20 protein-coding genes are annotated in these 19,329 nt (G+C 71.4%); 10 read left to right on the forward strand and 10 right to left on the reverse strand.

Going from position 1 to position 19,329, the window contains the following annotated elements; all coding sequences use genetic code 11:
* Positions 1–47: 47 nt before the first annotated feature.
* Positions 48–1,097, forward strand: a complete 1,050-nt coding sequence (locus ACE3OG_RS00765; RefSeq protein ID WP_374305112.1) for a fatty acid desaturase — start codon at positions 48–50, stop codon at positions 1,095–1,097.
* A gap of 48 nt (positions 1,098–1,145) precedes the next feature.
* A complete protein-coding gene (locus tag ACE3OG_RS00770; RefSeq protein ID WP_374305114.1) occupies positions 1,146–1,712 on the forward strand; it encodes a DUF3280 domain-containing protein in 567 nt (188 codons plus the stop codon).
* 31 nt (positions 1,713–1,743) lie between these two features.
* On the opposite strand, the gene ACE3OG_RS00775 is transcribed toward ACE3OG_RS00770, so the two are convergent.
* The 3 genes from ACE3OG_RS00775 to ACE3OG_RS00785 form a co-directional block, all read right to left on the reverse strand.
* A complete protein-coding gene (locus tag ACE3OG_RS00775; RefSeq protein ID WP_374305116.1) occupies positions 1,744–2,514 on the reverse strand; it encodes a glycerophosphodiester phosphodiesterase family protein in 771 nt (256 codons plus the stop codon).
* 9 nt (positions 2,515–2,523) lie between these two features.
* Positions 2,524–2,997: a RidA family protein gene (locus ACE3OG_RS00780; protein WP_374305118.1), complete on the reverse strand. Its 474-nt coding sequence runs from the start codon at positions 2,995–2,997 to the stop codon at positions 2,524–2,526.
* Between the two features lie 75 nt (positions 2,998–3,072).
* Positions 3,073–4,041, reverse strand: coding sequence for a hypothetical protein (locus tag ACE3OG_RS00785; RefSeq protein ID WP_374305120.1), 969 nt, complete (start codon positions 4,039–4,041; stop codon positions 3,073–3,075).
* 315 nt (positions 4,042–4,356) lie between these two features.
* Between ACE3OG_RS00785 and ACE3OG_RS00790 the strand changes: the two genes are divergently transcribed.
* Positions 4,357–5,244, forward strand: a complete 888-nt coding sequence (locus ACE3OG_RS00790) for a cell envelope integrity EipB family protein (RefSeq protein ID WP_374305122.1) — start codon at positions 4,357–4,359, stop codon at positions 5,242–5,244.
* 80 nt (positions 5,245–5,324) lie between these two features.
* Positions 5,325–6,086 carry a 5'/3'-nucleotidase SurE gene (surE, locus tag ACE3OG_RS00795; protein ID WP_374305124.1) on the forward strand — a complete coding sequence of 254 codons (762 nt, stop codon included), beginning with the start codon at positions 5,325–5,327 and terminating at the stop codon, positions 6,084–6,086.
* Here the strand turns inward: surE and ACE3OG_RS00800 are convergent.
* Positions 6,058–6,717 carry a TetR/AcrR family transcriptional regulator gene (locus tag ACE3OG_RS00800; RefSeq protein ID WP_374305126.1) on the reverse strand — a complete coding sequence of 220 codons (660 nt, stop codon included), beginning with the start codon at positions 6,715–6,717 and terminating at the stop codon, positions 6,058–6,060. The genes surE and ACE3OG_RS00800 overlap by 29 nt on opposite strands.
* Positions 6,718–6,839: 122 nt before the next feature.
* Here ACE3OG_RS00800 and ACE3OG_RS00805 point away from each other — a divergent pair, with 122 nt between their 5' ends.
* From ACE3OG_RS00805 to ACE3OG_RS00815, 3 genes are all read left to right on the forward strand, one after another.
* On the forward strand, positions 6,840–7,172 hold the full coding sequence (locus ACE3OG_RS00805) for a carboxymuconolactone decarboxylase family protein (protein ID WP_374305128.1): 333 nt from the start codon (positions 6,840–6,842) through the stop codon (positions 7,170–7,172).
* An 85-nt stretch (positions 7,173–7,257) separates the two neighbouring features.
* A complete protein-coding gene (locus ACE3OG_RS00810; protein WP_374305130.1) occupies positions 7,258–7,941 on the forward strand; it encodes a protein-L-isoaspartate O-methyltransferase in 684 nt (227 codons plus the stop codon).
* A gap of 193 nt (positions 7,942–8,134) precedes the next feature.
* Positions 8,135–9,403 (forward strand): peptidoglycan DD-metalloendopeptidase family protein, encoded by a 1,269-nt coding sequence (locus tag ACE3OG_RS00815; RefSeq protein ID WP_374305131.1) that lies wholly within the window; start codon positions 8,135–8,137, stop codon positions 9,401–9,403.
* 60 nt (positions 9,404–9,463) lie between these two features.
* On the opposite strand, the gene cobS is transcribed toward ACE3OG_RS00815, so the two are convergent.
* On the reverse strand, positions 9,464–10,249 hold the full coding sequence (cobS, locus tag ACE3OG_RS00820) for an adenosylcobinamide-GDP ribazoletransferase (RefSeq protein ID WP_374305133.1): 786 nt from the start codon (positions 10,247–10,249) through the stop codon (positions 9,464–9,466).
* A gap of 175 nt (positions 10,250–10,424) precedes the next feature.
* Positions 10,425–10,676, reverse strand: coding sequence for a hypothetical protein (locus ACE3OG_RS00825; protein WP_374305135.1), 252 nt, complete (start codon positions 10,674–10,676; stop codon positions 10,425–10,427).
* Positions 10,677–11,053: 377 nt separating this feature from the next.
* Here ACE3OG_RS00825 and cobT point away from each other — a divergent pair, with 377 nt between their 5' ends.
* The gene (gene cobT, locus ACE3OG_RS00830; RefSeq protein WP_374305137.1) at positions 11,054–12,079 is read left to right on the forward strand and encodes a nicotinate-nucleotide--dimethylbenzimidazole phosphoribosyltransferase; all 1,026 of its coding nucleotides are present in this window, start codon (positions 11,054–11,056) and stop codon (positions 12,077–12,079) included.
* Positions 12,080–12,081: 2 nt separating this feature from the next.
* On the opposite strand, the gene ACE3OG_RS00835 is transcribed toward cobT, so the two are convergent.
* The 4 genes from ACE3OG_RS00835 to ACE3OG_RS00850 all read right to left on the reverse strand — a co-directional run bounded on the left by ACE3OG_RS00835 (position 12,082) and on the right by ACE3OG_RS00850 (position 17,538).
* On the reverse strand, positions 12,082–12,963 hold the full coding sequence (locus ACE3OG_RS00835; RefSeq protein WP_374305139.1) for a LysR family transcriptional regulator: 882 nt from the start codon (positions 12,961–12,963) through the stop codon (positions 12,082–12,084).
* A 40-nt stretch (positions 12,964–13,003) separates the two neighbouring features.
* Positions 13,004–14,086: a YeiH family protein gene (locus ACE3OG_RS00840; protein WP_374305141.1), complete on the reverse strand. Its 1,083-nt coding sequence runs from the start codon at positions 14,084–14,086 to the stop codon at positions 13,004–13,006.
* A 135-nt stretch (positions 14,087–14,221) separates the two neighbouring features.
* Positions 14,222–15,787 carry a S10 family peptidase gene (locus tag ACE3OG_RS00845; RefSeq protein ID WP_374305143.1) on the reverse strand — a complete coding sequence of 522 codons (1,566 nt, stop codon included), beginning with the start codon at positions 15,785–15,787 and terminating at the stop codon, positions 14,222–14,224.
* A 155-nt stretch (positions 15,788–15,942) separates the two neighbouring features.
* Positions 15,943–17,538: a sensor histidine kinase gene (locus ACE3OG_RS00850; RefSeq protein WP_374305145.1), complete on the reverse strand. Its 1,596-nt coding sequence runs from the start codon at positions 17,536–17,538 to the stop codon at positions 15,943–15,945.
* 382 nt (positions 17,539–17,920) lie between these two features.
* On the opposite strand from ACE3OG_RS00850, the gene ACE3OG_RS00855 reads away from it, so the two are divergent.
* The gene (locus ACE3OG_RS00855) at positions 17,921–18,706 is read left to right on the forward strand and encodes an MBL fold metallo-hydrolase (protein WP_374305147.1); all 786 of its coding nucleotides are present in this window, start codon (positions 17,921–17,923) and stop codon (positions 18,704–18,706) included.
* A complete protein-coding gene (locus ACE3OG_RS00860; RefSeq protein WP_374305149.1) occupies positions 18,633–19,274 on the forward strand; it encodes a uracil-DNA glycosylase family protein in 642 nt (213 codons plus the stop codon). The genes ACE3OG_RS00855 and ACE3OG_RS00860 overlap by 74 nt, the downstream gene beginning before the upstream one ends.
* Positions 19,275–19,329: the final 55 nt, after the last annotated feature.

The following is a 19,329-nucleotide window of genomic DNA, read 5'->3' on the forward strand; positions in this document are numbered from 1 at the left end:
AAGCGGACCGTCCTGGGATCGGGCCGGTCCATCTTCAGGAGATGAGAATGAGCTTGCAAGCGACGCAATTCACGGAAGCCGCCGGCGTCGACGCCGCCGCCCCGGCGGAAGGCTTTCTGAAGACGGCCGAGCCTCGCCCGCATGCGATCCGCCGGCGCGCGATCCTCGCCGCGCATCCGCAGGTCAAGACGCTGATCGGCCATGATCCGCTCACCTTCTTCATCACGCTCGGCGTCGTCGGCATGCAGATCGCGATCGCTGCGGCGCTGGGCGCGCTGGGCCTTGGCTACTGGTGGGCGGCGCTCCTCGTCGCCTTCTGCGTCGGCGCCTTCGCCAACCACGCCATGTTCGTGGTGATTCACGACGCCTGCCACAACGCCATCTTCGCAAAGCCGATGTGGAACAAATGGGTCGGCATCCTCGCCGACCTGCCCAACGCCGTGCCGACGGCGATGGGCTTCCGCTACTATCACATCAAGCACCACTCCCACCTCGGCGACTATGATTTCGACGCCGACCTGCCGAGCCACTGGGAGGCGAAGATCTTCGGCCGCACCGCGCTCGGCAAGGCGGTCTGGATGTTCTTCTTCGCGCCGTTCCAGCTCGCCCGGCTCGGGCGCCTGCGCGGCACCGTGCCGATGTGGGGCCGCTGGACCTTCATCAACGCGGCCTGCGTGATCGCCTTCGACCTCGCCGTCCTGCTGCTCCTCGGACCGAACGCGCTGCTCTACCTGTTCGCCTCGTTCTGGTTCTCGATCGGCGGGCTGCATCCGCTCGGCGCGCGCTGGATCCAGGAGCATTTCACCAGCGACCCCTCGCAGGAGACGTTCGACTATTACGGGCCTTTGAACAAGGTGGCGCTCAACATCGGCTACCATAACGAGCACCACGACTTCCCCGACGTGCCGTGGCGGCGTCTGCCGGAGCTCAAGCGCATGGCGCCCGAATTCTATGACGGCCTCAAGTTCCATCGCTCATGGACGGGACTGCTGCTGAAGTTCGTCTTCGATCCGTCCTATACGCTCTACACCCGCGTCGACCGCAGCGCCGCCAATCGTCCGTCGTCCCCGCCGGCCGCCGCTCGCGCCGGCCGCTGACGCGCGAAGGGACCGCGGCGCCGCCTCCCGCGCCGGATGGAGATGCTCATGAAAGGCGTGACAGGCCTCGCCGCTGCGCTCCTCGTCGCCTTCGCCGGCGCGCCGGCCGCGGCGCAAGGGCAGGGAGAGGCGCAGGGCGGGCCGCAAGCGGAAAGCTTCGCGCCGCCCAACGCGCTCGCGGTGTTTCCCATGGAGCTGTGGGACACGAGCGGCGCGCCGCAAAAGCCCGACGAGAAAGAGCGGCTCGCGCTCGCCACGCAGTCGCTCGTTCGGGCGCTCGAGGCGAACGGCGCGGGGACGGCGGTCGAGCTCGGCCCGTTCGGCGAGGCGATCGACAAGGCCGCGCCGCTCTATAAATGCGACGGCTGCTGGCTGCCGATCGCCAAGGACGCGGGCGCGCGCTTCGCCGTCGTCTCGACCATCCACAAGGCGTCGAGCCTGATCTCGAGCCTCGACATCGCCATCGTCGACGTCGCCACGGCGAAGACGGCGGCGCAGGCGAGCGGCCAGTTCCGCGGCGACGGGCCGGACGAGATCGACCGTTCGATCTCCTTTCTGGTGAAGGGCCGCCTGCTGACGCCGCAGGCGAGAGCCGCGCTCGCCGCGCCTGAATAGGGCGCAAGCCGTCGGGCGTCCGCTCGAGTCTTTACGGCTCGAAGCCTTCGAACACGATCTGGTCCGCCCAGCGCAGCGCCTGCGCGCGCTCGGCCGGGCCGCGCACCGTCCAGGTCATGACCGGAAGCCCGAGCCCGGCGCGGCACAGGGTCGGCGCGGCGTGCGGCAGGTCGCTCGCCCGGAACGACAGGAAATCCGGCCTCGCCGCCGGAAAATCGGCGAGCGCGGCGAGCGCCCGGCGCTGCGCCGGCTTGAGCTGCGGCCACTCGTCCGCCGCATACTCCGCCTGGGCCACCAGGCCGAGCGGACGGCTCGCGCGCCGCGCCCGCAGGAATGCGAGCACGGTCGGGTCGAAGCTCTTCAGCGCCGCAGGACCGGGATAGTTCGCGAGCGCCTCGAGCGCGCGCGCGGCGAGGCGGAAATCGCCGTCGAAGCGGCTCTTGATCTCGATGACGAGCGGGACGCGCCCATCGACCGCCGCGAGGAAGGTGCGCAGCGAGGGAATGCGGCAGGCGCCGCCGGCGAGCGTCAGATCCGTCAGCTCGCGCAGCGAATAGGCGCCGACGCGCCCGCTCGCCTGCGTCAGCCGGTCGAGCGAATCATCATGGAAGACGACCGCCTCGGCGTCGCGCGAGAGCTCGAGGTCGCATTCGATCGCGTAGTTGCAGGCGATCGCGGCCTCAGCGGCCGCAACCGAGTTCTCCGCGACGCCATCCCGCGCGAAGCGCAGGCCGCGATGGGCGATCGGCCGCGCGACGAGCCAGGCGGGAGGCTCGGGAGAATCGAGACGCTCGAGCCTCATCGGCCCGGCTCAGGACGCGATTTCGAACAACGCCTCGACCTCGACCGCGGCGTCGAGCGGCAGTTCGGCGACGCCGATCGTCGAGCGGGCGTGGCGCCCCGCCTCGCCCAGAATCTCGACGATGAAGTCGGAGGCGCCGTTCATCACGGGGGGCAGGGCGGAAAAGCCGGGCGCGGCGTTCATGAAGCCGCCAAGCCGCACGCAGCGGGCGATCCTGTCGAGGTCGCCGAGCGCCGCCTTCGCTTGCGCGAGCACGTTGACGACGCAGATCCTCGCCGCTTCCCTCGCCGCCTCGGGCGACACGTCGTCGCCGATCTTGCCGGCGTGCTGCGGCGCGATCTTGCCGTCCGCGCCGAACGGCAACTGGCCGGAGACGACGACGAGGGAGCCGGACACGACATAGCCGAGATAATTGGCGACGGGCGCCGCCGGCGTCGGCAGGACGACGCCGAGCGCCTTCAGCTTTTCTTCAGTTCTGCTCATCGTTCCATTTTTCGCCAGCCTTTGCCGCGCGGGTCCCAACGGGCGGCTGTCTTCCCGTCGGATGCGATTCGCCGCTTACCAATAGCAGGCATTTTCGATTTTTCCCGCCGATTCGGGCGTCTCCGACGCATTCGGGCTCACCCATGCGTCGTTGAAGAAGACCTGAAACTCCTTGTCCTCGCGCCAACGGTTGCCAATGACGCCGAACAGGAGCTGCAGCGAGCCGCCCATATGGATCCCCGCCGCTCCGCAGCTTTTCGCGTGAGTCGCCAGGGGAAGGGAGAACGCGCCCGCGCCGATCAGGGCGACGTCATATTGAACGGCGTCCATGCGCCTTTTCATGTCCTCGAGCGCGTCGGTCCATGACGCGTGCTCGGGCGGCGCGACGCCGGCGCTAAGCGGCGCCCGAACCGTCAGCAGCTCCGCGAACGCGGGCAGAACGTCGCGTCCGGGCCAGATTTCCGCGTGGCGACGATACTGGCTTTCGATCGTGCCGGCGAAAGGGGACACGACGAGGACGCGCTTGCCCGCCAGGGCGGCGGTCCAGGGAATGTCCTGGAAATAGGGCTCGAGGCTTATGCGGGTGACTACAGCGGCTTGCGGAGCGAGGTCGTTGTGAACCCTCGCCTCGCCGGAAAGGCCCCAGGCCGCGAGCATGTCCATCTGGGAAACGGCGTCGCGATAAATGGCGCCGAATTGATCGAACGATTCGTCCGAACACGGAAAGACGCCGGCGTTGATGAAAAGGGTTTCAAGCGCATACTGGGGATAGGGCGGCGGCTGCGCTCCGGCGGCGCGAGCTTCCTCGCGCTTGAGGAAGTGACGCAGACCGAAAAGCTCCACCGAGCCGATCTTGCCGGCGGCGAAAGAGCGCTCCGCCTTCAGCGTCTCGATCAGAATGGGGCCGGCGTCGACGATCGGCCGCCGCCGCTCGCGAAGACTCTGCAGCGCCCAGACGGCTTTTCGCGCGCGCCATGAGAATTGATGAACGGCGCGATTGCGCCGCACGAGGTTGCGCGTCCAGACGAGCACTCCATAGAGCATGCGTGACCTCGGGCTTGCATGTTGATCCTGATCGCTCGCGCTCAGGATAATTTTTAGGCCGGCGCGGCGACAATCGCCAATGTGTCGCGCCGTCTGCGACATAAGGCTGTGAACGTGACGGAAGTACGCGCGTCCATCGAAAGTCCTGGCGGCCGCCGCGATGTCGTCAAATCGTCGCCGCAATTTCGTCTAAACTCGCCGCGCGTGAAAGGCCGGCGCATTGCAGACGCGCGATCGAGAGCCTAGCGTGCGCCGCGGGCCTCTTCGCGCCCGGGAGGAAGACGCCGCGCGGACGCGGACGTCGGGGAATCTGACATGCAGCTCAAGAGCGCCCGCCTGTCGCCTTATCTTGTCGCAGCCTGCCTCGTCGGTCTTTGCGCCGACCCGGGCGCCGCCGATGGCGTCAAGCCGGGTCCGGCGAGCATGGACAGGCTCGGGGGGCGCCCCGAGCCGGACGTCACGCTCACGCCGCATCGCGCGGTCTATGAGCTCTCCCTCGCCAAATCGGTCGGCGCCAAGAGCCCGACCGCGGCGCACGGGCGCATCGCCTTCGACTTCTCGGGCTCCGCCTGCGACGGCTATGTGCAGAACTTCCGGCAGATGACCGAGCTTCAGCCCGCCGAAGGCCCGACGCGGGTCTCCGACATGCTCTCCTCGACCTTCGAGGACGGCGCCGGCTCGAGCTTCGACTTCAAGATGCAGACGCGCGTCGACAACGACGCCGCCGAGACGGTCGACGGCAAGGCGGTCAAGTCGCGCGCCGGGCCGATCCAGGTGAGCCTCGCCAAGCCGAAGCGCGACAAGCTGGAGCTCGGGGAGGACGTCGTCTTTCCGACCGAGCATCTGAAGCGCATCATCGCCGCCGCGGAGGCCGGCCAGAGCGTTCTCGAGCTCAAGGTGTTCGACGGCTCCGACACCGGCGAGAAGCTGTTCGAGACGACGACCTACATCGGCCGGCCGACCACGGCGCCGGCCGAGGACAAGGCGGCGCAGATTCCCGAACTCGCCGGCATGACGCGCTGGCCGGTCTCGATCAGCTATTTCGAGGCCGACAGAAAGGACGACGGCCCGAGCTACGTGCTCGCCTTCGACCTCTACCAGAACGGCGTCTCGCGCGCCCTGAAGCTCGACTACGGCGACTTCGTGCTGTCCGGCGCCCTGTCGAGCCTCGAGATCGCCAGCGCTCCTCCCTGCGCGAGATAGCGCCTGCGCGCCGACGCGTTTGACCCGTCGCGGCGCCTCGACTACACGAGGCCTCGCTGGCGGATCACGAGGAGCGGCGGTTGCGCATTCTGGTCACCAACGACGACGGGATCCATGCGCCCGGCCTCGCCCTGCTCGAGGAGATCGCCGCCGAGCTGTCAGGCGACGTGTTCGTCGTCGCCCCCGAGAGCGACCAGTCCGGCGTCGCCCATTCCCTTTCGCTGAACGATCCGCTGCGGCTGCGCAAGGCGGCTGAGCGGCGCTTCGCCGTCAAGGGCACGCCGACCGACTGCGTCATCATGGGCGTGCGCGAGATTCTCGCCGACCGGCCCCCCGACGTCGTGCTGTCCGGCGTCAACTGCGGCCACAACGTCGCCGAGGACGTCGTCTATTCGGGCACCGTCGCCGGGGCGATGGAGGGCGCGATCCTCGGCCTGCCGGCGATCGCGCTGTCGCAATCCTACGGACGCCGCTCGAAGCGCGAAAGCATCTTCTGGAATTGCGCGAGGGCGCACGCCGCGCCGCTGATCGAGAAAATCCTCACCGAAGGCGTGCCGCCGAACGTCGTCGTCAACGTCAATTTCCCCGACTGCCCGCCCGAGGAGGTCGAGGGCGTCGCGGTGACGGCGCAGGGCCGGCGCGACAACATGGTGCGGCTCGACGCGCGCCGCGACGGACGCGGCAACCCGTATTACTGGATCGCCTTCGACCGCGCGACGTCGCAGCCGGCGCGGGGCGTCGACCTCGAGGCGATGGCGCAGAACCGCATTTCGGTGACGCCGCTGCGGCTCGACCTCACCGACGCGCCGACGCTCACCCGCTACGCGCAGGCGCTGTCGTAGGGCGTTCGGCCGCGCCGGCGTCCGGGGCGACCAGCCGCTCGATCGCCGCGAGCGCGCTGCGGAAGCCCTCCGGCCCGTCGAGCAGGCGCTCGAGCAGCAGCGCCCCCTCCAGCAGGGCGACGATCGAGCGCGCGAGCTCCTCGGCGTCGGGGCCCTCGCGCGCCGTGCCGTTGGCGCGCCCCGCCGCGATCACGTCGCGCAGCCAGGCGACGTGCTTCCTGAAGAAGGCCCGCGTCGCCGCGCGCATCGGCGCCGAGAGAAGGTCGGGGCTCGCCGCGAGCATGGCGCACAGGCATCCGAGGTTCTGTTCGAGCCCGCCGGCGTAGAGCGCGGCGTAGGCGCGCACGCGCCGCGCGCCGTCCTCGCTCTCGCGCGCGATCGCCGCCATCGCCGCCTCGTAGCGCGCGTCGTAGGCTTCGACGAGCGCGAGGCCGAGGTCGGTCTTGTTCGGGAAATGATAATGGATGCTGGCGGTGCGCACGCCCACCGCCTTGGCGAGGTCGGCGTAGCTGAAGCCGTTGAAGCCGCGCGCGCGCACGAGCTCCTCGGCGACGGCGAGCAGGCGTGCGCGCGTGTCGCCGCCGCGTTCGCCGCGCCGCCCGTTCCCCAAACCGCTGTCCCGCTGGCTCACCGAGAGGCTCCCATCCGCGCGCCGGCCGCCTGGCCGAAGCGGTTTCTTTGGACGCCTTCTTGCGCGTCGCTCAACTATCTACTAGTAGATAGTCATCAACAAGCCTGAAGAGGAGACGCCGCATGCAGAACTGGGCCGCCTACCGCGAGCAGCTGATGGGAACGTTGTCGACCCTCGGCCAACTCAATCCCGACGTCCTGAAGGGAAACCAGATTCTCTCCGACGCCGCGCCCGAAGGTCCGGGCCTCGGCCCTAAAATCCGCGAGCTCATCGCCCTCGCCGTCGCCGTGACGACGCGCTGCGACGGCTGCATCGCCTTCCATACGGAGGCCGCGCGCAAGGCCGGCGCGACCAAGGCCGAGCTCGCCGAGGCGCTCGGCGTCGCGATCGCCCTGAACGAGGGCGCGGCGCTCGTCTATTCGGCGCGGGCGCTGCACGCCTTCGAATCGCCCTGACGGCGTTTCCCGGCCGGCGCGGGCTTTGACGCGGGCGCTGCGGATGCTACGCCCGCGTGAGCTTCGCGCCGAGGGAGATTGCGCCATGTCGACGCCGGAGGCGGGGCCGGCCGAGCCGCCGGAAGGCGCCGAGGGACGCGCCGCCTTCCTTCTGGAGATGCGCGCGCGCGGCGTGCAGGACCTTCGCGTGCTGCGCGCGCTCGAGCGCGTCCCGCGCGAGGCCTTCGCGCCGCGCCGCTACCACGACCTCGCGCGGCGCCATGTCGCGCTGCCGCTGCGCTGCGGCCAGACGCTGCCGGAGCCCTGGCTCGCGGCGCGGATGATCGAGGCCCTGTCGCTGACGCCGGAGCACGGCGTGCTCGAGGTCGGATCGGGCTCGGGCTACGCGGCGGCGTTGATGTCGACGATCGCCCGCAGCGTTCTCTCCGTCGAGCGCTTCCAGACGCTCGCCGTCGAGGCGAGCGCGCGGCTGCGCCGTCTCGGCGTCGACAATGTGCGCATCGTCTGGGGCGACGGGCTCGAGGCGGGCAGGGAGGCGGGGCCGTTCGACCGGATCATCGTCCAGGGCGCGCTGGCCGAGCCGCCGGAAAGCCTGCTTGGCGCGCTCGCCGCCGACGGCGTGCTGGTGATGGCGCGGCCGGAGCGGGGCGAGCCGCTGCGCCGGCGCGTGGTGCGCATCCTGCGCATTGCGGGCGGCGGCCTCGACGTCGCCTCGATCTGCCCCTGCCGGCTGCAGCCGATCATTCCCGGCCGCTCGCGCGCGCTGTGAGGCGAATGCGGCGCCGACGCGGCGGGGCGTCGGGTTTTCACCCGATACGATTAACGTCGCTCCGTTTTTCTTGATCCGGCGTTCACCTTAAACCTCCCCTTAACTGGGCCGACCTTTAATGACGCCACAGCTTCCGCGTCGGTGGGTCCCGGTCATGAGTCATTTCGCTTCAGTGGTTTGCTCGCGCTTGGCGTTGCGGCTCGCGCTTATCGGCGTCTCGGCCGGCGCCCTCGCCGGCTGCGCCGGCTCGGAGCGGCTCGCCGACCCCTTCGGCGATCCTTTCCATACCGCCCAGGCGACCGATCCGGCGCCGACCTCGAGCATTTCGCCGAGCGCCGGCGCGCCGGTGACGCCGGTGCAGTCGCGCCCGCTCCAGAGCCCGGTCGCCGCGCCGCTCGCGCCCGCCGCGCCGCGCCCGGTCGCCGCCGCGCCCATGGCCGCCCCCGCCGCAAGGGCGGCCGCCGCGTCCGGCTGGTCGGCGGCCGGCGGCACGCCGGTGATGGTGGCGCAGGGCGACACGGCCGAAACGCTCTCGCGCCGCTATGGCGTGCCCGCCGACGCGCTGGCGCGCGCCAACGGCTTCACCTCCGCCGCGCAGATCCAGCCGGGCTCGCGGATCGTCATTCCCGTCTACAACGCCGGGAGCGGCGTCGCGCAGGCCGCGCCGGCGCCTCAGCCGCCGCATGTCGCGCAGGCGGCCGCCGCTGCGCCGCGTCCGGCGCAGCAGGCCGCGCTCGCTCCCGCGCCGACGCCGGGCCGCCCCGCACGCGCCGCGCTGCTCGCGCAGGCGAAGCCGGCCGAGGCCGCCGTCAAGGACGCCGCGAAGAAGCCTGCGCCGGCGACGCTGGACGCCGCCGGCAAGACCGAGGCCGCCGCCAAGGCCGAGCTCGCCAAGGCGGAGCAGATGAAGGCCGACGCCACGAAGAAGCTCGCCCTGGCCAAGGCCGAGACGGGCAAGCCGGGCCTCAAACCCGAGGCGGCCAAGGTCGAGGCCCCCAAGGCGCAGAAGCCGGAGCCGGCCAAGACGGCGAAAGCCGAGTCCGCGCCCGAAGCCAAGGAGGAGCGCGAGAGCGCCGACGCCGGCGACAACGGCGGGCCGGAATTCCGCTGGCCGGCGCGCGGGCGCATCATCCAGGCGTTCAAGCCGGGCGGCAACGAGGGCATCAACATCGCCCTGCCGGAAGGCACCTCGGTCAAGGCGGCCGAGGGCGGCGTCGTCGCCTACGCCGGCAGCGAGCTCAAGGGCTATGGCAACCTCGTGCTGATCCGCCACCCGAACGGCTTCGTCTCGGCCTACGCCAACAACAGCGACATCGAGGTCAAGCGCGGCGACACGGTCAAGCGCGGCCAGGTGATCGCCCGCTCCGGGCAGAGCGGCAACGTCGGCTCGCCGCAGCTTCACTTCGAGCTGCGCAAGGGCGCGACCCCGGTCGATCCGACGCAATATCTCGCCGGGCTCTGAGCGTTTTCGTCTGCGCCGCGTGAAAAAGACGCCGGAGGGCTCGCCGCCTTCCGGCTTTTTTCACATGCGCGCGGCGAAGGTCAGGAGGACGAGGATCTCGGCGATCTGCTGCGCCGCGCCGGCGACGTCGCCGGTCTGGCCGCCGAGCCGGCGCCGGGCGAGCGCCGCGACGCCCAAAGCCGCCGCGGCCGCGAGGACGCAGGCGAGGAAAGCGCGAAGGAAGCTCCCGCCGGCGGCGAGCGCGGTGATCGCGCAGGCGAGGACGCATGCGAGGACGACCGCGCGCGGCGGCGGGCGTCCGGCCGAAAAGCCGGCGCCTGCGGCCCGCGCCGGCGCCAGCAGGGCGAGCGGGGCGAGCGCGGCCGCGCGTGAAAGGGCGCCCGCCGCGACCATCGTCGCGCCGGCCGCGAAGGCGCCGCCTGCGCCGAGAACGGCGAGCGCGGCGACGCGCATATAGAGGGATAAAGCGATGGCGAGCGCGCCGAAGGCGCCGAGGCGGCTGTCGGCCATGATCTCGAGCCGGCGCGCCCGGGTCGCGCCGCCGAAGCCGTCGGCGCAATCGGCGAGCCCGTCCTCATGCAGGGCGCCGGTGACTATGATCATCGCGGCGACGCCGAGCGGCGCGGCGAGCGCGGGCGGCAGGCCAAGCGCGAGCGCGAGGGCGAGCGCCGTCGCCCCCAGCGCGCCGACGAGCGCGCCGGCGAGCGGAAACAGCGCGAGGGCGCGGGCGAACCGCGAGAAATCGAGAGGCGCGTCGCGCTCGAACGCCAGCGCGGGCAAGGGCAGGGTCGTGGCGAAGCGCAGGCAGGTCAGAAGGTCGCGCAGAAGCGAAGCGGCGAGGGCCATGCGCCTTCTTGCGCGACCCGCGCCGCCGTGTCGAGCGTCGACCGGGCCCGACGGGCCCGGTCCGCAGTCGTTGCTAGCGCGCGTTCAGCAAAATCCAATTCGCTGAACGCGCTCTAACTATTTGTTTAAACGCATTTTCTCGACGCAAAAGTCTGCAACTTTTGCTGAAAATGCTCTAGCGCGCCTCCGGCGCGGGATCCATGCGGCAGAACCAGCCGCGATGCTGCGTCTGGCCGTCGCGGGCGAGGCCGTTGGCGCAGGTGACGCGCAGCGGCTCCTGACGCTCGGCGGCGGGAGCGGCGATCGAGCCGGTCACGTCGTCGGTCGAGACGCCGGGCGAGCGAAGCGCCTCGGAGGCGCCTGCGGGGGCCGCCGCGCAAAATCCAAGGGCGGCCAAGGCGATGAAAGATGCGATTTTCTTGTTCATTCAGCTGCTCCTTAGTCAAGCACTCCCTGAACGCGCCCTCCCGGACTGAACGTATTCGTTTCGATTGCAAATGTAGATCAGAAGTTGTTGCAGCGCAACATGGCGGCGAATGGACAGTTCGACGCACCGCGTCAATCGCGCTCCCCGAGATCAAATCTTCTTAAATTCACGAAAAATTTCATTTTTATTAAGCTAGAAATTATTTTCTGGCCGCGCAATTGCGCCGCGCCCCTTGTGGCGCAGGCCGGCCTTGCGAACGGCTGGCGAACCCTTTGGGCCGGCTAAAAACCGCCCGCCAAAACCTCTGCGCCTTCGCCGGCGGATGCTCTACACACGGCCGACGGCGCGCTGCGCCTTATCATCCCGCAAGAGGCCTCATGACCGCTTCAGCCTCCGCTTCCCCGCTCGACTCGATCAGGGAGCTTCTGGCCGCCGCCCCGCCGCCGTCGGCGAGCGCGGAAGCCGCCGCCAGAGCGCGCCAGGCGCGGCTGACGAAGCCCGCCGGATCGCTCGGGCGGCTCGAGGACGTCGCCACTTTCGTCGCAGCCTGGCAGGGCCGCGAGATTCCGACGCTTGAACGGCCGCTCGTCGCCGTCTTCGCCGGCAACCACGGCGTCGCGGAGCGCGGCGTCTCGGCCTATCCCGCCGCCGTCACGAAGCAGATGCTGCAGAATTTTTCGGCCGGCGGCGCGGCGGTGAACCAGATCTGCTCGTCCGTAGGCGCCGCGCTGAAAGTGTTCGAGCTGGCGCTCGAGGCGCCGACCAGGGACATCTGCGCCGGTCCGGCGATGACCGAGAAGGAGGCGGCCGCGACCTTCGCCTATGGCATGGAGGCGATCGACGGCGGCGTCGACCTCCTGTGCGTCGGCGAGATGGGCATCGCCAACACCACCGTCGCCGCCGCGATCTATCATGCGCTCTACGGCGGGAAGGCGTCCGACTGGACGGGGCCGGGCACGGGCGTCTCGGGCGAGGCGCTGGCGCGCAAGATCGACGCCGTCGAGACGGCGGTCGCGCTGCACCGGCCGTTCCTCGACGATCCGCTGCAAATCATGGTGCGCCTCGGCGGGCGGGAGATCGCCGCCATGGCCGGGGCGATCGCCGCGGCGCGTTCGCAGAACATTCCCGTGGTGCTCGACGGCTACGTCGCCTGCGCCGCCGCCGCGATCCTGCAGGCGGCCGAGCCGCGCGCGCTGGACCACTGCCTCGCCGGCCACCTCTCGGCCGAGCCCGCCCACGCCGAGGTCCTGCGCCGGCTCGGCAAGGCGCCGCTGCTCGATCTCGGGCTGCGCCTCGGCGAGGGCTCGGGCGCGGCGCTCGCCGTCGCGCTGATCAAGGCCGCCCTCGCCTGCCATTCCGGCATGGCGACCTTCGAGGAGGCGGGCGTCTCGGGCAAGGGCTGAGGTCAGGACGCGGCGATCAGGTCGAGGAAAGCCTGCTGCGCGCGCGAGGGCGCGAGCTCCCTGTGGCGCAGGGCGTAGAAACTGCGCTTCGGCAGGTCGAGGCTGACGCGCACGAGGGCGCCGCTCCTGATCGCGCCGTCGACGACGAGCCGCGAGAGCGCACCGACGCCCGCGCCCGCCTCGACCGCCGTGCGCACGGCTTCGTTCGAAGGAAGCTCCAGCGCGACGACGAGATCGCCCGGCGCAAGGCCAAAGCGCGCCAGCGCCGCCTCGAACACGGCGCGCGTGCCCGAGCCGCGCTCGCGCAGCACCCATGGCCCGGCGGCGAGATCTTCTGGCGCGCGCAGGGGCTCGCGCGCCCAGCGATGATCGGGCGGCGCGACGAGCGCGAGCTCGTCCTGCGCGACCGGCTGCGCGGCGAGCGCCGGATCGGCGAGGTCTCCTTCGATCAGGCCGAGCTCGGCTTCGCCCTCGCGGATGCGGCGCGCGACGCCTTCCGTGTTGTCGATGACGAGCGTGACGGAAATTCCCGGATGCAGCGCGCGGAAGCGCTGGATGCGCGGCGGCAGCCAGTAGTTCGCCGCCGTCTGGCTGGCGGCGATGGCGAGCGCGCCGCGCGCGAGGCCGGCGAGGTCGGCGAGCGCCTTCTCCGCCGCCGCCGCGCGGGCGAGCACGGCCCGCGCCTCGCCAAGAAAGAGCCTGCCGGCGTCGGTCAGCGCGATTCGGCGACCGATCCGGTCGAACAGCTTCGTCGCGTAGCGCGTCTCCAGGGCGGCGACCGCCGCGCTCGTCGCCGACTGGGTGAGATTGAGGTCGCGCGAGGCCTGCGTGACATGCTCACGCTCGGCGACGGCGACGAAGATGCGCAGCTGTTCGAGGGTCATGGCGCAGGATAGGGCGCCTCGCGCAGGCGCGCCGCATGTTTCACGCCGTCATCTTGACCAGCGCGAGGCTGAAGGCGGCGATGAACAGGAAGGCCGAAAAGCCCAGGACGAACGGGCGCAGGCCCTTGGCGCGCAGCCTCGCGACGTCGGTTTCAAGCCCCATGGCGGCGAGCGCCATGGACAGCAGGAAGCTCGTCGCGCCGGCCGCCGCCGACCGCGCCTCGGCGGGGATCGCAATGAGGCTGTTCGCCGCGACGAGGGCGAGGAAGCCGAATGCGAACCACGGGACCGGCGCGCGGGCGCGCCCGCGTTCGAGGCCGGAGCGCCGCGCGCGGGCGGCGGCCGCGAGCCCCAGCGCGACGACGACCGGCGCGAGCATCATGACGCGCGTCAGCTTGGCGACCGCGCCGAATTCCCCGGCCTCCTTTCCGTCCTGGAACGCCGCCGCGACGACCTGCGCGATCTCATGGATCGAGGCTCCCGCCCACAGGCCGTAGGCGCGCGGCCCGAGGTGGAGCAACCCCGGCAGCAGCGGATAGGCGAGCATTGCGATCGTGCCGAAGACGGTGACGCAGGCGACGGCGTAGGCGACGTCCTCGTCGGGCGCGCGCGTGACCGTGTTCGCGGCCATCACCGCCGACGCGCCGCAGATCGAGGTGCCGGCGGCGATGAGCTCGCAGAGCCCGCGCTCGACGCCGAGGAGCCGGCCGAGGAACGTCGTGAACAGGAACGTCGCGGCGAGCGTCGCGGCGATGACCGCGACGCCGCCCGCGCCGACCTCGGCGACCTGCGCGGCGGTGAGCTGCAGGCCGAGCAGGACGATGGCGAGCCGCAGGATGCGGCGCAGCGAGAACTGGACGCCGGCGCGCGCGCGGGCGGGGGTTCCGACGATGTTGTGAAAGGCGGCGCCGATCACGATCGCCAGAATCATCGGGCTGAACATCGAGACGCCCGGCGCCTGGCGCAGGGCGAAGGCGCCGGCCGCGACGCCGCCGCAGAGGACGACCCCCGGCCAGATCGAACCGCGCGCGGCGTCTCCGGCGTTTTTTGTGAGAGCGCGCCGCAGCCGATCGGAGGGCTGTGGACGATGAAGGGTCGATTCGGCGTGAGCGAGCGTCGGCATGATTGGCCTCTCTTTGTCGCGAGGCACACTCATGCAGACGGATCAATCAGTCCAATTTATTGTTTATATCTTATCGTTCGTATAAAACGAACTATCAGCGGCGGCCGGCGCCGTCGCCGAAGCGAGAGCGTCCGCTCAGCGCGCCTCGATCAGGGCGCGGGCGTCCTCGCGCAGCGCGGCGCGGGAAGCCGGCGCGAGCCAGGGCATGTGGCCGCCCTCATAGACCTTGAGCGCGACGCGGCCCGGATCGCCATAGGGCGGGAGCTGGCCGATCAGCAGCTTCGAGGCGAAATAGGGCGTCACGAGATCGGTGAGCCCGTGGACGATCAGCACGCGCAGGGCGGGGTCGAGCGCCAGCGCCTGCTTGAGGTCGGAGAGCGCCTGCGGACGCTGGCGCCCGCTCCCGAAGCTCCACTCGCCGTTGACCCGCTCGTTGAGGATCTCGTAGCGCGCGTCGATCGGCCAGCCGAGCGGCCCGGCCGTCAGCTCGGCCATGCCGGAGGCGAACGCGCTCTTGGCCGCGTCGAGCACCGGGTCGGGGCTCTCGCCGCGCTCCTCGTGCGGCGCCGGGGAGAAGCCCGAAACGTCGAAGTCGTAGCGGCTCGCGAAGCGCCCTTCGCCGCGCTTCAGCTCGCGCGCGAGGCTCGACGGATCGAGCCGGCCGCCGGCGCGCTCCACGAGCCGCGCGTCGAGCCCGGTGAGGCGCGCGACGTTGTCGACGACGCGCCCGCGCGCGTCCGCCTCGCGCTCGGCGCGCAGGAGGTCCGCGAGATAGGGGCCGGCGGCGTAGCCCTCGACTTCCGCGAGCGCCTGTCCGTCGGACGGCTTGAGGCCGCGCGCGGCGGCGGCGATCGACGGCAGCTGCGTCGCCGCCGGCAGCGGCGAGTTCGGCGCGTCGAACCAGCCGAAGTCAAGGACCGGCGAGATCAGCACGAGGCCGGCGACGCCGATCCCTTCCTGATCCTGCAGCGCGCGGGCGATTTTCGGCGCGCGGAAGCCGCCGTAGCTCTCGCCGACGAGGAAGACCGGGCTTTGCAGCCGTCCCTCGGCGGCGAGGAATTTGCGGATGACCACGGCGAGTGCGGAGACGTCGCCGTCGACGGACAGGAGCGCGCGTCTGCCCTCGCCCTTGGCGAGGACACGGCTGTAGCCGGTGAGCGGCGGGTCGATGAAGACGAGGTCGGCGAAGTCGAGCCAGGTCTGCGCGTTGGGGACGAGCGGCGCGCGGCGCGACGGCGAATAGGGCGGCGCGCCGAGGTCGAGAAGCCAGGGCCCGAGGGCGCCGATGTTGAGCCAGCCGGAGGCGGCGCCGGGGCCGCCGTTGAGCGCGAAGACGATCGGCCGCGGCCCGGGCGGCGGATTCTCCAGCGCGTAATAGACATAGGCGACGTCGGCCTGCGGCTCGCCGCTCTGCGCGTCGGAGAGGCGGACGGCGCCGGCCTTCGCCGAAAAGCGCAGGCTGCGTCCGGAAAGCTCGACGACATGGCGCGTGAGGGACGGCGGCGGCAGCGGGTTCGGCGGCGTCGTCGGCGCGGGCGGTTTTTGCGGCCCCGCCGCCTGCGCGCTCGCCTGCGCAGGCGGCGCGGGCTCGGCGATTTCCGCGCCTTGCGCGAAGGCCGGGGCGGAAGCGGGGGCGCGCGCGAGGACGCAGGCGACGGCGAGGACGAGGCTCGCGGCGAGGCGCGGAACGGGCGAGGTCATGCGTCGGCGCCTCCTTGCGGGGCGGACGGCGATCCGCCGGCGCCGCTCCGGCATAGCAGCTTCGCCGAGTCCAACCCAGCACAATGGGGTGAGCGGCCGCGCGGAGAGTCCGCCGCGAACGAATCCGGCTCGGCCTGTTTTGGCGCAGGGCCGGCTCACGCGGCGGACGCCGCCTCCCGACGCGCCTTGCGGCGCCGGCGCGCGGCGCGCACGTCCTCCTCTTGCTCGCCGGGCTCCAGCACGCGCCAGGACGGAAAGATCACCGCCGCTTCGGCGCCCCCTCCGGGGGCGGAGCGCAGCATGAAGCGTCCGCCGTGCAGCTCCGCGAGGCCCTTGACGATGGGCAGGCCGAGCCCCGACCCCTCCTCGGCGTGCTTGCGGGCGAGCGCGCCGCGCCCGAACGAGGCCATGACGGTCGGGATCTCCTCCTCCGGCACGCCCGGGCCGGTGTCGCGGACGGCGAAATACTGCCCGCCCGACGCCGTCCAGCCGACGCGAACCTCGACGCGCCCGCCGGGCGGCGTGAACTTGACCGCGTTGGAGAGCAGGTTGAGCGCCATCTGCCGGACGGCGCGCTCGTCGGCGCGCAGGCGCGGCAGGTCGGGCTCGACCGCCTCCTCGATCGAGATGGCGCGCTTTCGCGCCCGCAGCGCGAGGAGATGGCGGCAGTCCTCGACGATATGGGCGAGAGCGACCGGCTCCTCCTTGAGCTCGAAGCGGCCGGCCTCGATGCGGGAGAGGTCGAGGATCTCGTTGATCAGCGTCAGCAGGTGCTGGCCGCTCTCGTGGATGTCGTGCGAATACTCCTTGTAGGAGGCGACGACGTGCGCGCCGAACAATTCGCCCTTCATCACTTCCGAGAAGCCGAGGATGGCGTTGAGAGGCGTGCGCAGCTCGTGGCTCATGGTCGCGAGAAAATGCGACTTGGCGAGGCTCGCCTCCTCGGCCCGCCGTCGGGCGAGGTCGCTGCCGGCCTTCGCCTGCTCGAGCTCGGCGATCAGCTCGTCCTTGTCGGCCTGCATCGAGAGGGTCTCGAGCGCGCCGCGGTAGAGGCGGCGGGCGAGGGCGAGGAAGCAGAGCTGGGCCGCGAGGGCGAGGGCGAGCGCCTGGGTCGCGCCGTCGCCGGCCCATCCCGGAAGGGCGGCGAGGACCAGCGCGCAGGGCGCCGCGCCGGCGGCGACGGCGAGCGGAAGCGTGGGAGAGACGCCGGCGCGCGTCGCGCAGGCGAACAGCGCCATGACCACGGCGCAGGCGAGCGCCCCGGGCTCGCCGGAGCGGCCGACGAGGGCGACGACGAGCGCGAAGGAGGCCCCGACCATCGCCTCCGCGGCGACGAGCGCCGCGCCCCGGCGCCGCGCCGCGCGCGTGGATGGCTCACGGTCGAGGCCGCCGGCGGCCGCGAGCGCGGCGAGCTGCGCGGCGAGGGCCGCGCAGAGCCACGCGAGCGCGGCCGCCGGCGCGATCAGGGTGGCGGCGACGAACGCGAAGGCGACGCTGAGGGCGCAGGTCATGGGCGCGCAGGCGCGCCGCCCGCGCGCGAAAAGCGCGACGAGGGCGCCTTCGAAATCGCGGGGGTCGAGGGCGGGCGCCGCGGGCGTCCCTCGCGCCGGCGTCGCCTCGTCCGCGCCCCGGCGCCACAGCCGGAGCGGCGCGGCGTCGAGCAGCAGCCGGCGACGCTTGGAACGGCGCCGGCTTCGCGGCGGGCCCGCGGGCGGCGCTCTCAGCGCGGCGTCTGCGACGATCTCTGTCATGCCGGACGCCCCGGACCCGCGCGTCAGGAACGCGGGCCTTCCGCGCCTCGCCGTTCGGCCGCCGAGCGGGCCGCCCGCGAAACGTCTCGAAGCCTCGCACTCCAGCCTTGCGCCGGGCTCGCGCGCCGGTTGCGGCGAAATCTGTGCGGCGGCGCACATTGCGCGCCGCAGCCGCCGTCTAGGTTCGGACCCTGCCGCGGCGCCGCGCGTCGACGCGGGTCGGCGCTGGACCCTGGAAACTTCGCGTTCGTCATGAAGGCTTAAGCCTTTTTCAGAAAAAGCGGATGCGTCGAAAGACGAAATCAAGGGCGAACCCCCTGTTTGGAGAGCGGCTTTCGGTCAGGAAGCCTGGCGCGGTCGACGCGCCGCGTCGGGAACTGTCATGAAAGTCACCATCGTCGGCTGCGGCGACGCTTTCGCCTCTGGCGGCCGCGCCCACACCTGCTTCAGGCTCGACTCGCCGGCGGGCGCGGCGATCGTCGACTTCGGCGCGAGCTCGATCGCCGCGTGGAAGCGTCTCGGCTTCCGCTTCGAGGAGGTGGACCTCGTCGCCATCTCGCATCTGCATGGAGACCATTTCGGCGGACTGCCTTTCCTGCTGCTCGACTGCGAATTCGTAGAGCGGCGCGTCCGCCCGCTCATCGTCGCCGGGCCGCCGGGGTTGAAGACGCGCCTCGGACAGATGCTCGACGCCTCTTTTCCCAGTCGCCCGCCGTGGAGCTTTCCGCTCGAGCTCGTGGAGCTGCAGCCCGGCCGTCCGGCGCGCCTCTCGGGCTTCACGCTCGAGAACTTCGAGGTGATCCATTCGCCTGGCTCCTCGCCGACCGGCCTGCGCCTCGACGACGGCGGCGCCCTGTTCGCCTTCTCCGGCGACACCTCGTGGACCGACGCGCTCTACGACATCGCGCAGGACGCCGACCTGTTTCTCTGCGAATGTTATTCGGGAGAGCAGCCGGCCCCGGGCCATCTCGACTGGCCGACCCTGCGCGCCAAATTGTCGGGATTCTCGGCGAAGCGCATGGTGGTCACCCATATGAGCGACAGCGCGCTCCGACGGCGCGCGGAGATGGAGGGCGCGGGGCTCGTCGCCGCCTATGACGGACAGATCTTCGACCTTGAGCCTCGAGGCGACGGCGGCGCGCGTGCGGGCGTGCCGGCTCTGCCGTGACGCGCCGCGCGGCGCCCCGCTGCCGCACGAGCCGCGCCCGGTGTTGCGCGTGTCCTCGACCGCGCGCCTGCTGATCGCGAGCCAGGCGCCGGGAATCCGCGTCCATCTCAGCGGCCTGCCGTTCGACGACGCCTCCGGCGACCGGCTGCGGGCGTGGATGGACGTCTCGCGCGAGACTTTTTATGACGAGCGCCGCGTCGCCATCGCGCCGATGGGCTTCTGCTTTCCCGGCCACGGCCCCGGCCGCAGCGACCTGCCGCCGCGCCGCGAATGCCGCGCGCGCTGGCACGACGAATTGTTCGACGCGGCGGGCCCGTTCGACTGCGTGCTGGCGATCGGCCGCTATGCGCAGGACTATCATTTCGCAAGGGCCGGGCGGCCGCTCCCCAAGGGCGCGCGGCTCGACGAGATCGTGCGGCGCTGGCGCGACTTCGCCGGCGCCGCGCCGAAGATCATCGCCCTGCCGCATCCCTCCTGGCGCAACAGCGGCTGGCTGAAGCGCAATCCCTGGTTCGAGGCCGAGGTGCTGCCGGAGCTTCGCGCGGAAGTGGCGAAGGCGATCGGCTGAGGCTTTCCCGTTCAGATTGCGTTCAGCGGGAAAGTCTTCACTGTGCGCGCGGCGC

The sequence above is a fragment of the Methylocella sp. genome (assembly GCF_041905455.1).
Lineage (GTDB): Bacteria > Pseudomonadota > Alphaproteobacteria > Rhizobiales > Beijerinckiaceae > Methylocapsa.

Excerpts from the sequence above, each read along its gene's own strand:
- cobS (WP_374305133.1), bottom strand. The coding sequence starts at position 10,249 with ATGGCCCTCGCCGCTTCGCTTCTGCGCGACCTTCTGACCTGCCTGCGC.
- ACE3OG_RS00765 (WP_374305112.1), top strand. The coding sequence starts at position 48 with ATGAGCTTGCAAGCGACGCAATTCACGGAAGCCGCCGGCGTCGACGCC.
- cobT (WP_374305137.1), top strand. The coding sequence starts at position 11,054 with ATGACCGCTTCAGCCTCCGCTTCCCCGCTCGACTCGATCAGGGAGCTT.
- ACE3OG_RS00780 (WP_374305118.1), bottom strand. The coding sequence starts at position 2,997 with ATGAGCAGAACTGAAGAAAAGCTGAAGGCGCTCGGCGTCGTCCTGCCG.
- ACE3OG_RS00850 (WP_374305145.1), bottom strand. The coding sequence starts at position 17,538 with ATGACAGAGATCGTCGCAGACGCCGCGCTGAGAGCGCCGCCCGCGGGC.
- ACE3OG_RS00810 (WP_374305130.1), top strand. The coding sequence starts at position 7,258 with ATGTCGACGCCGGAGGCGGGGCCGGCCGAGCCGCCGGAAGGCGCCGAG.
- ACE3OG_RS00840 (WP_374305141.1), bottom strand. The coding sequence starts at position 14,086 with ATGCCGACGCTCGCTCACGCCGAATCGACCCTTCATCGTCCACAGCCC.
- ACE3OG_RS00855 (WP_374305147.1), top strand. The coding sequence starts at position 17,921 with ATGAAAGTCACCATCGTCGGCTGCGGCGACGCTTTCGCCTCTGGCGGC.
- ACE3OG_RS00860 (WP_374305149.1), top strand. The coding sequence starts at position 18,633 with ATGACGGACAGATCTTCGACCTTGAGCCTCGAGGCGACGGCGGCGCGC.
- ACE3OG_RS00825 (WP_374305135.1), bottom strand. The coding sequence starts at position 10,676 with ATGAACAAGAAAATCGCATCTTTCATCGCCTTGGCCGCCCTTGGATTT.
- ACE3OG_RS00770 (WP_374305114.1), top strand. The coding sequence starts at position 1,146 with ATGAAAGGCGTGACAGGCCTCGCCGCTGCGCTCCTCGTCGCCTTCGCC.
- ACE3OG_RS00785 (WP_374305120.1), bottom strand. The coding sequence starts at position 4,041 with ATGCTCTATGGAGTGCTCGTCTGGACGCGCAACCTCGTGCGGCGCAAT.
- ACE3OG_RS00805 (WP_374305128.1), top strand. The coding sequence starts at position 6,840 with ATGCAGAACTGGGCCGCCTACCGCGAGCAGCTGATGGGAACGTTGTCG.
- ACE3OG_RS00835 (WP_374305139.1), bottom strand. The coding sequence starts at position 12,963 with ATGACCCTCGAACAGCTGCGCATCTTCGTCGCCGTCGCCGAGCGTGAG.
- ACE3OG_RS00775 (WP_374305116.1), bottom strand. The coding sequence starts at position 2,514 with ATGAGGCTCGAGCGTCTCGATTCTCCCGAGCCTCCCGCCTGGCTCGTC.
- ACE3OG_RS00845 (WP_374305143.1), bottom strand. The coding sequence starts at position 15,787 with ATGACCTCGCCCGTTCCGCGCCTCGCCGCGAGCCTCGTCCTCGCCGTC.
- ACE3OG_RS00790 (WP_374305122.1), top strand. The coding sequence starts at position 4,357 with ATGCAGCTCAAGAGCGCCCGCCTGTCGCCTTATCTTGTCGCAGCCTGC.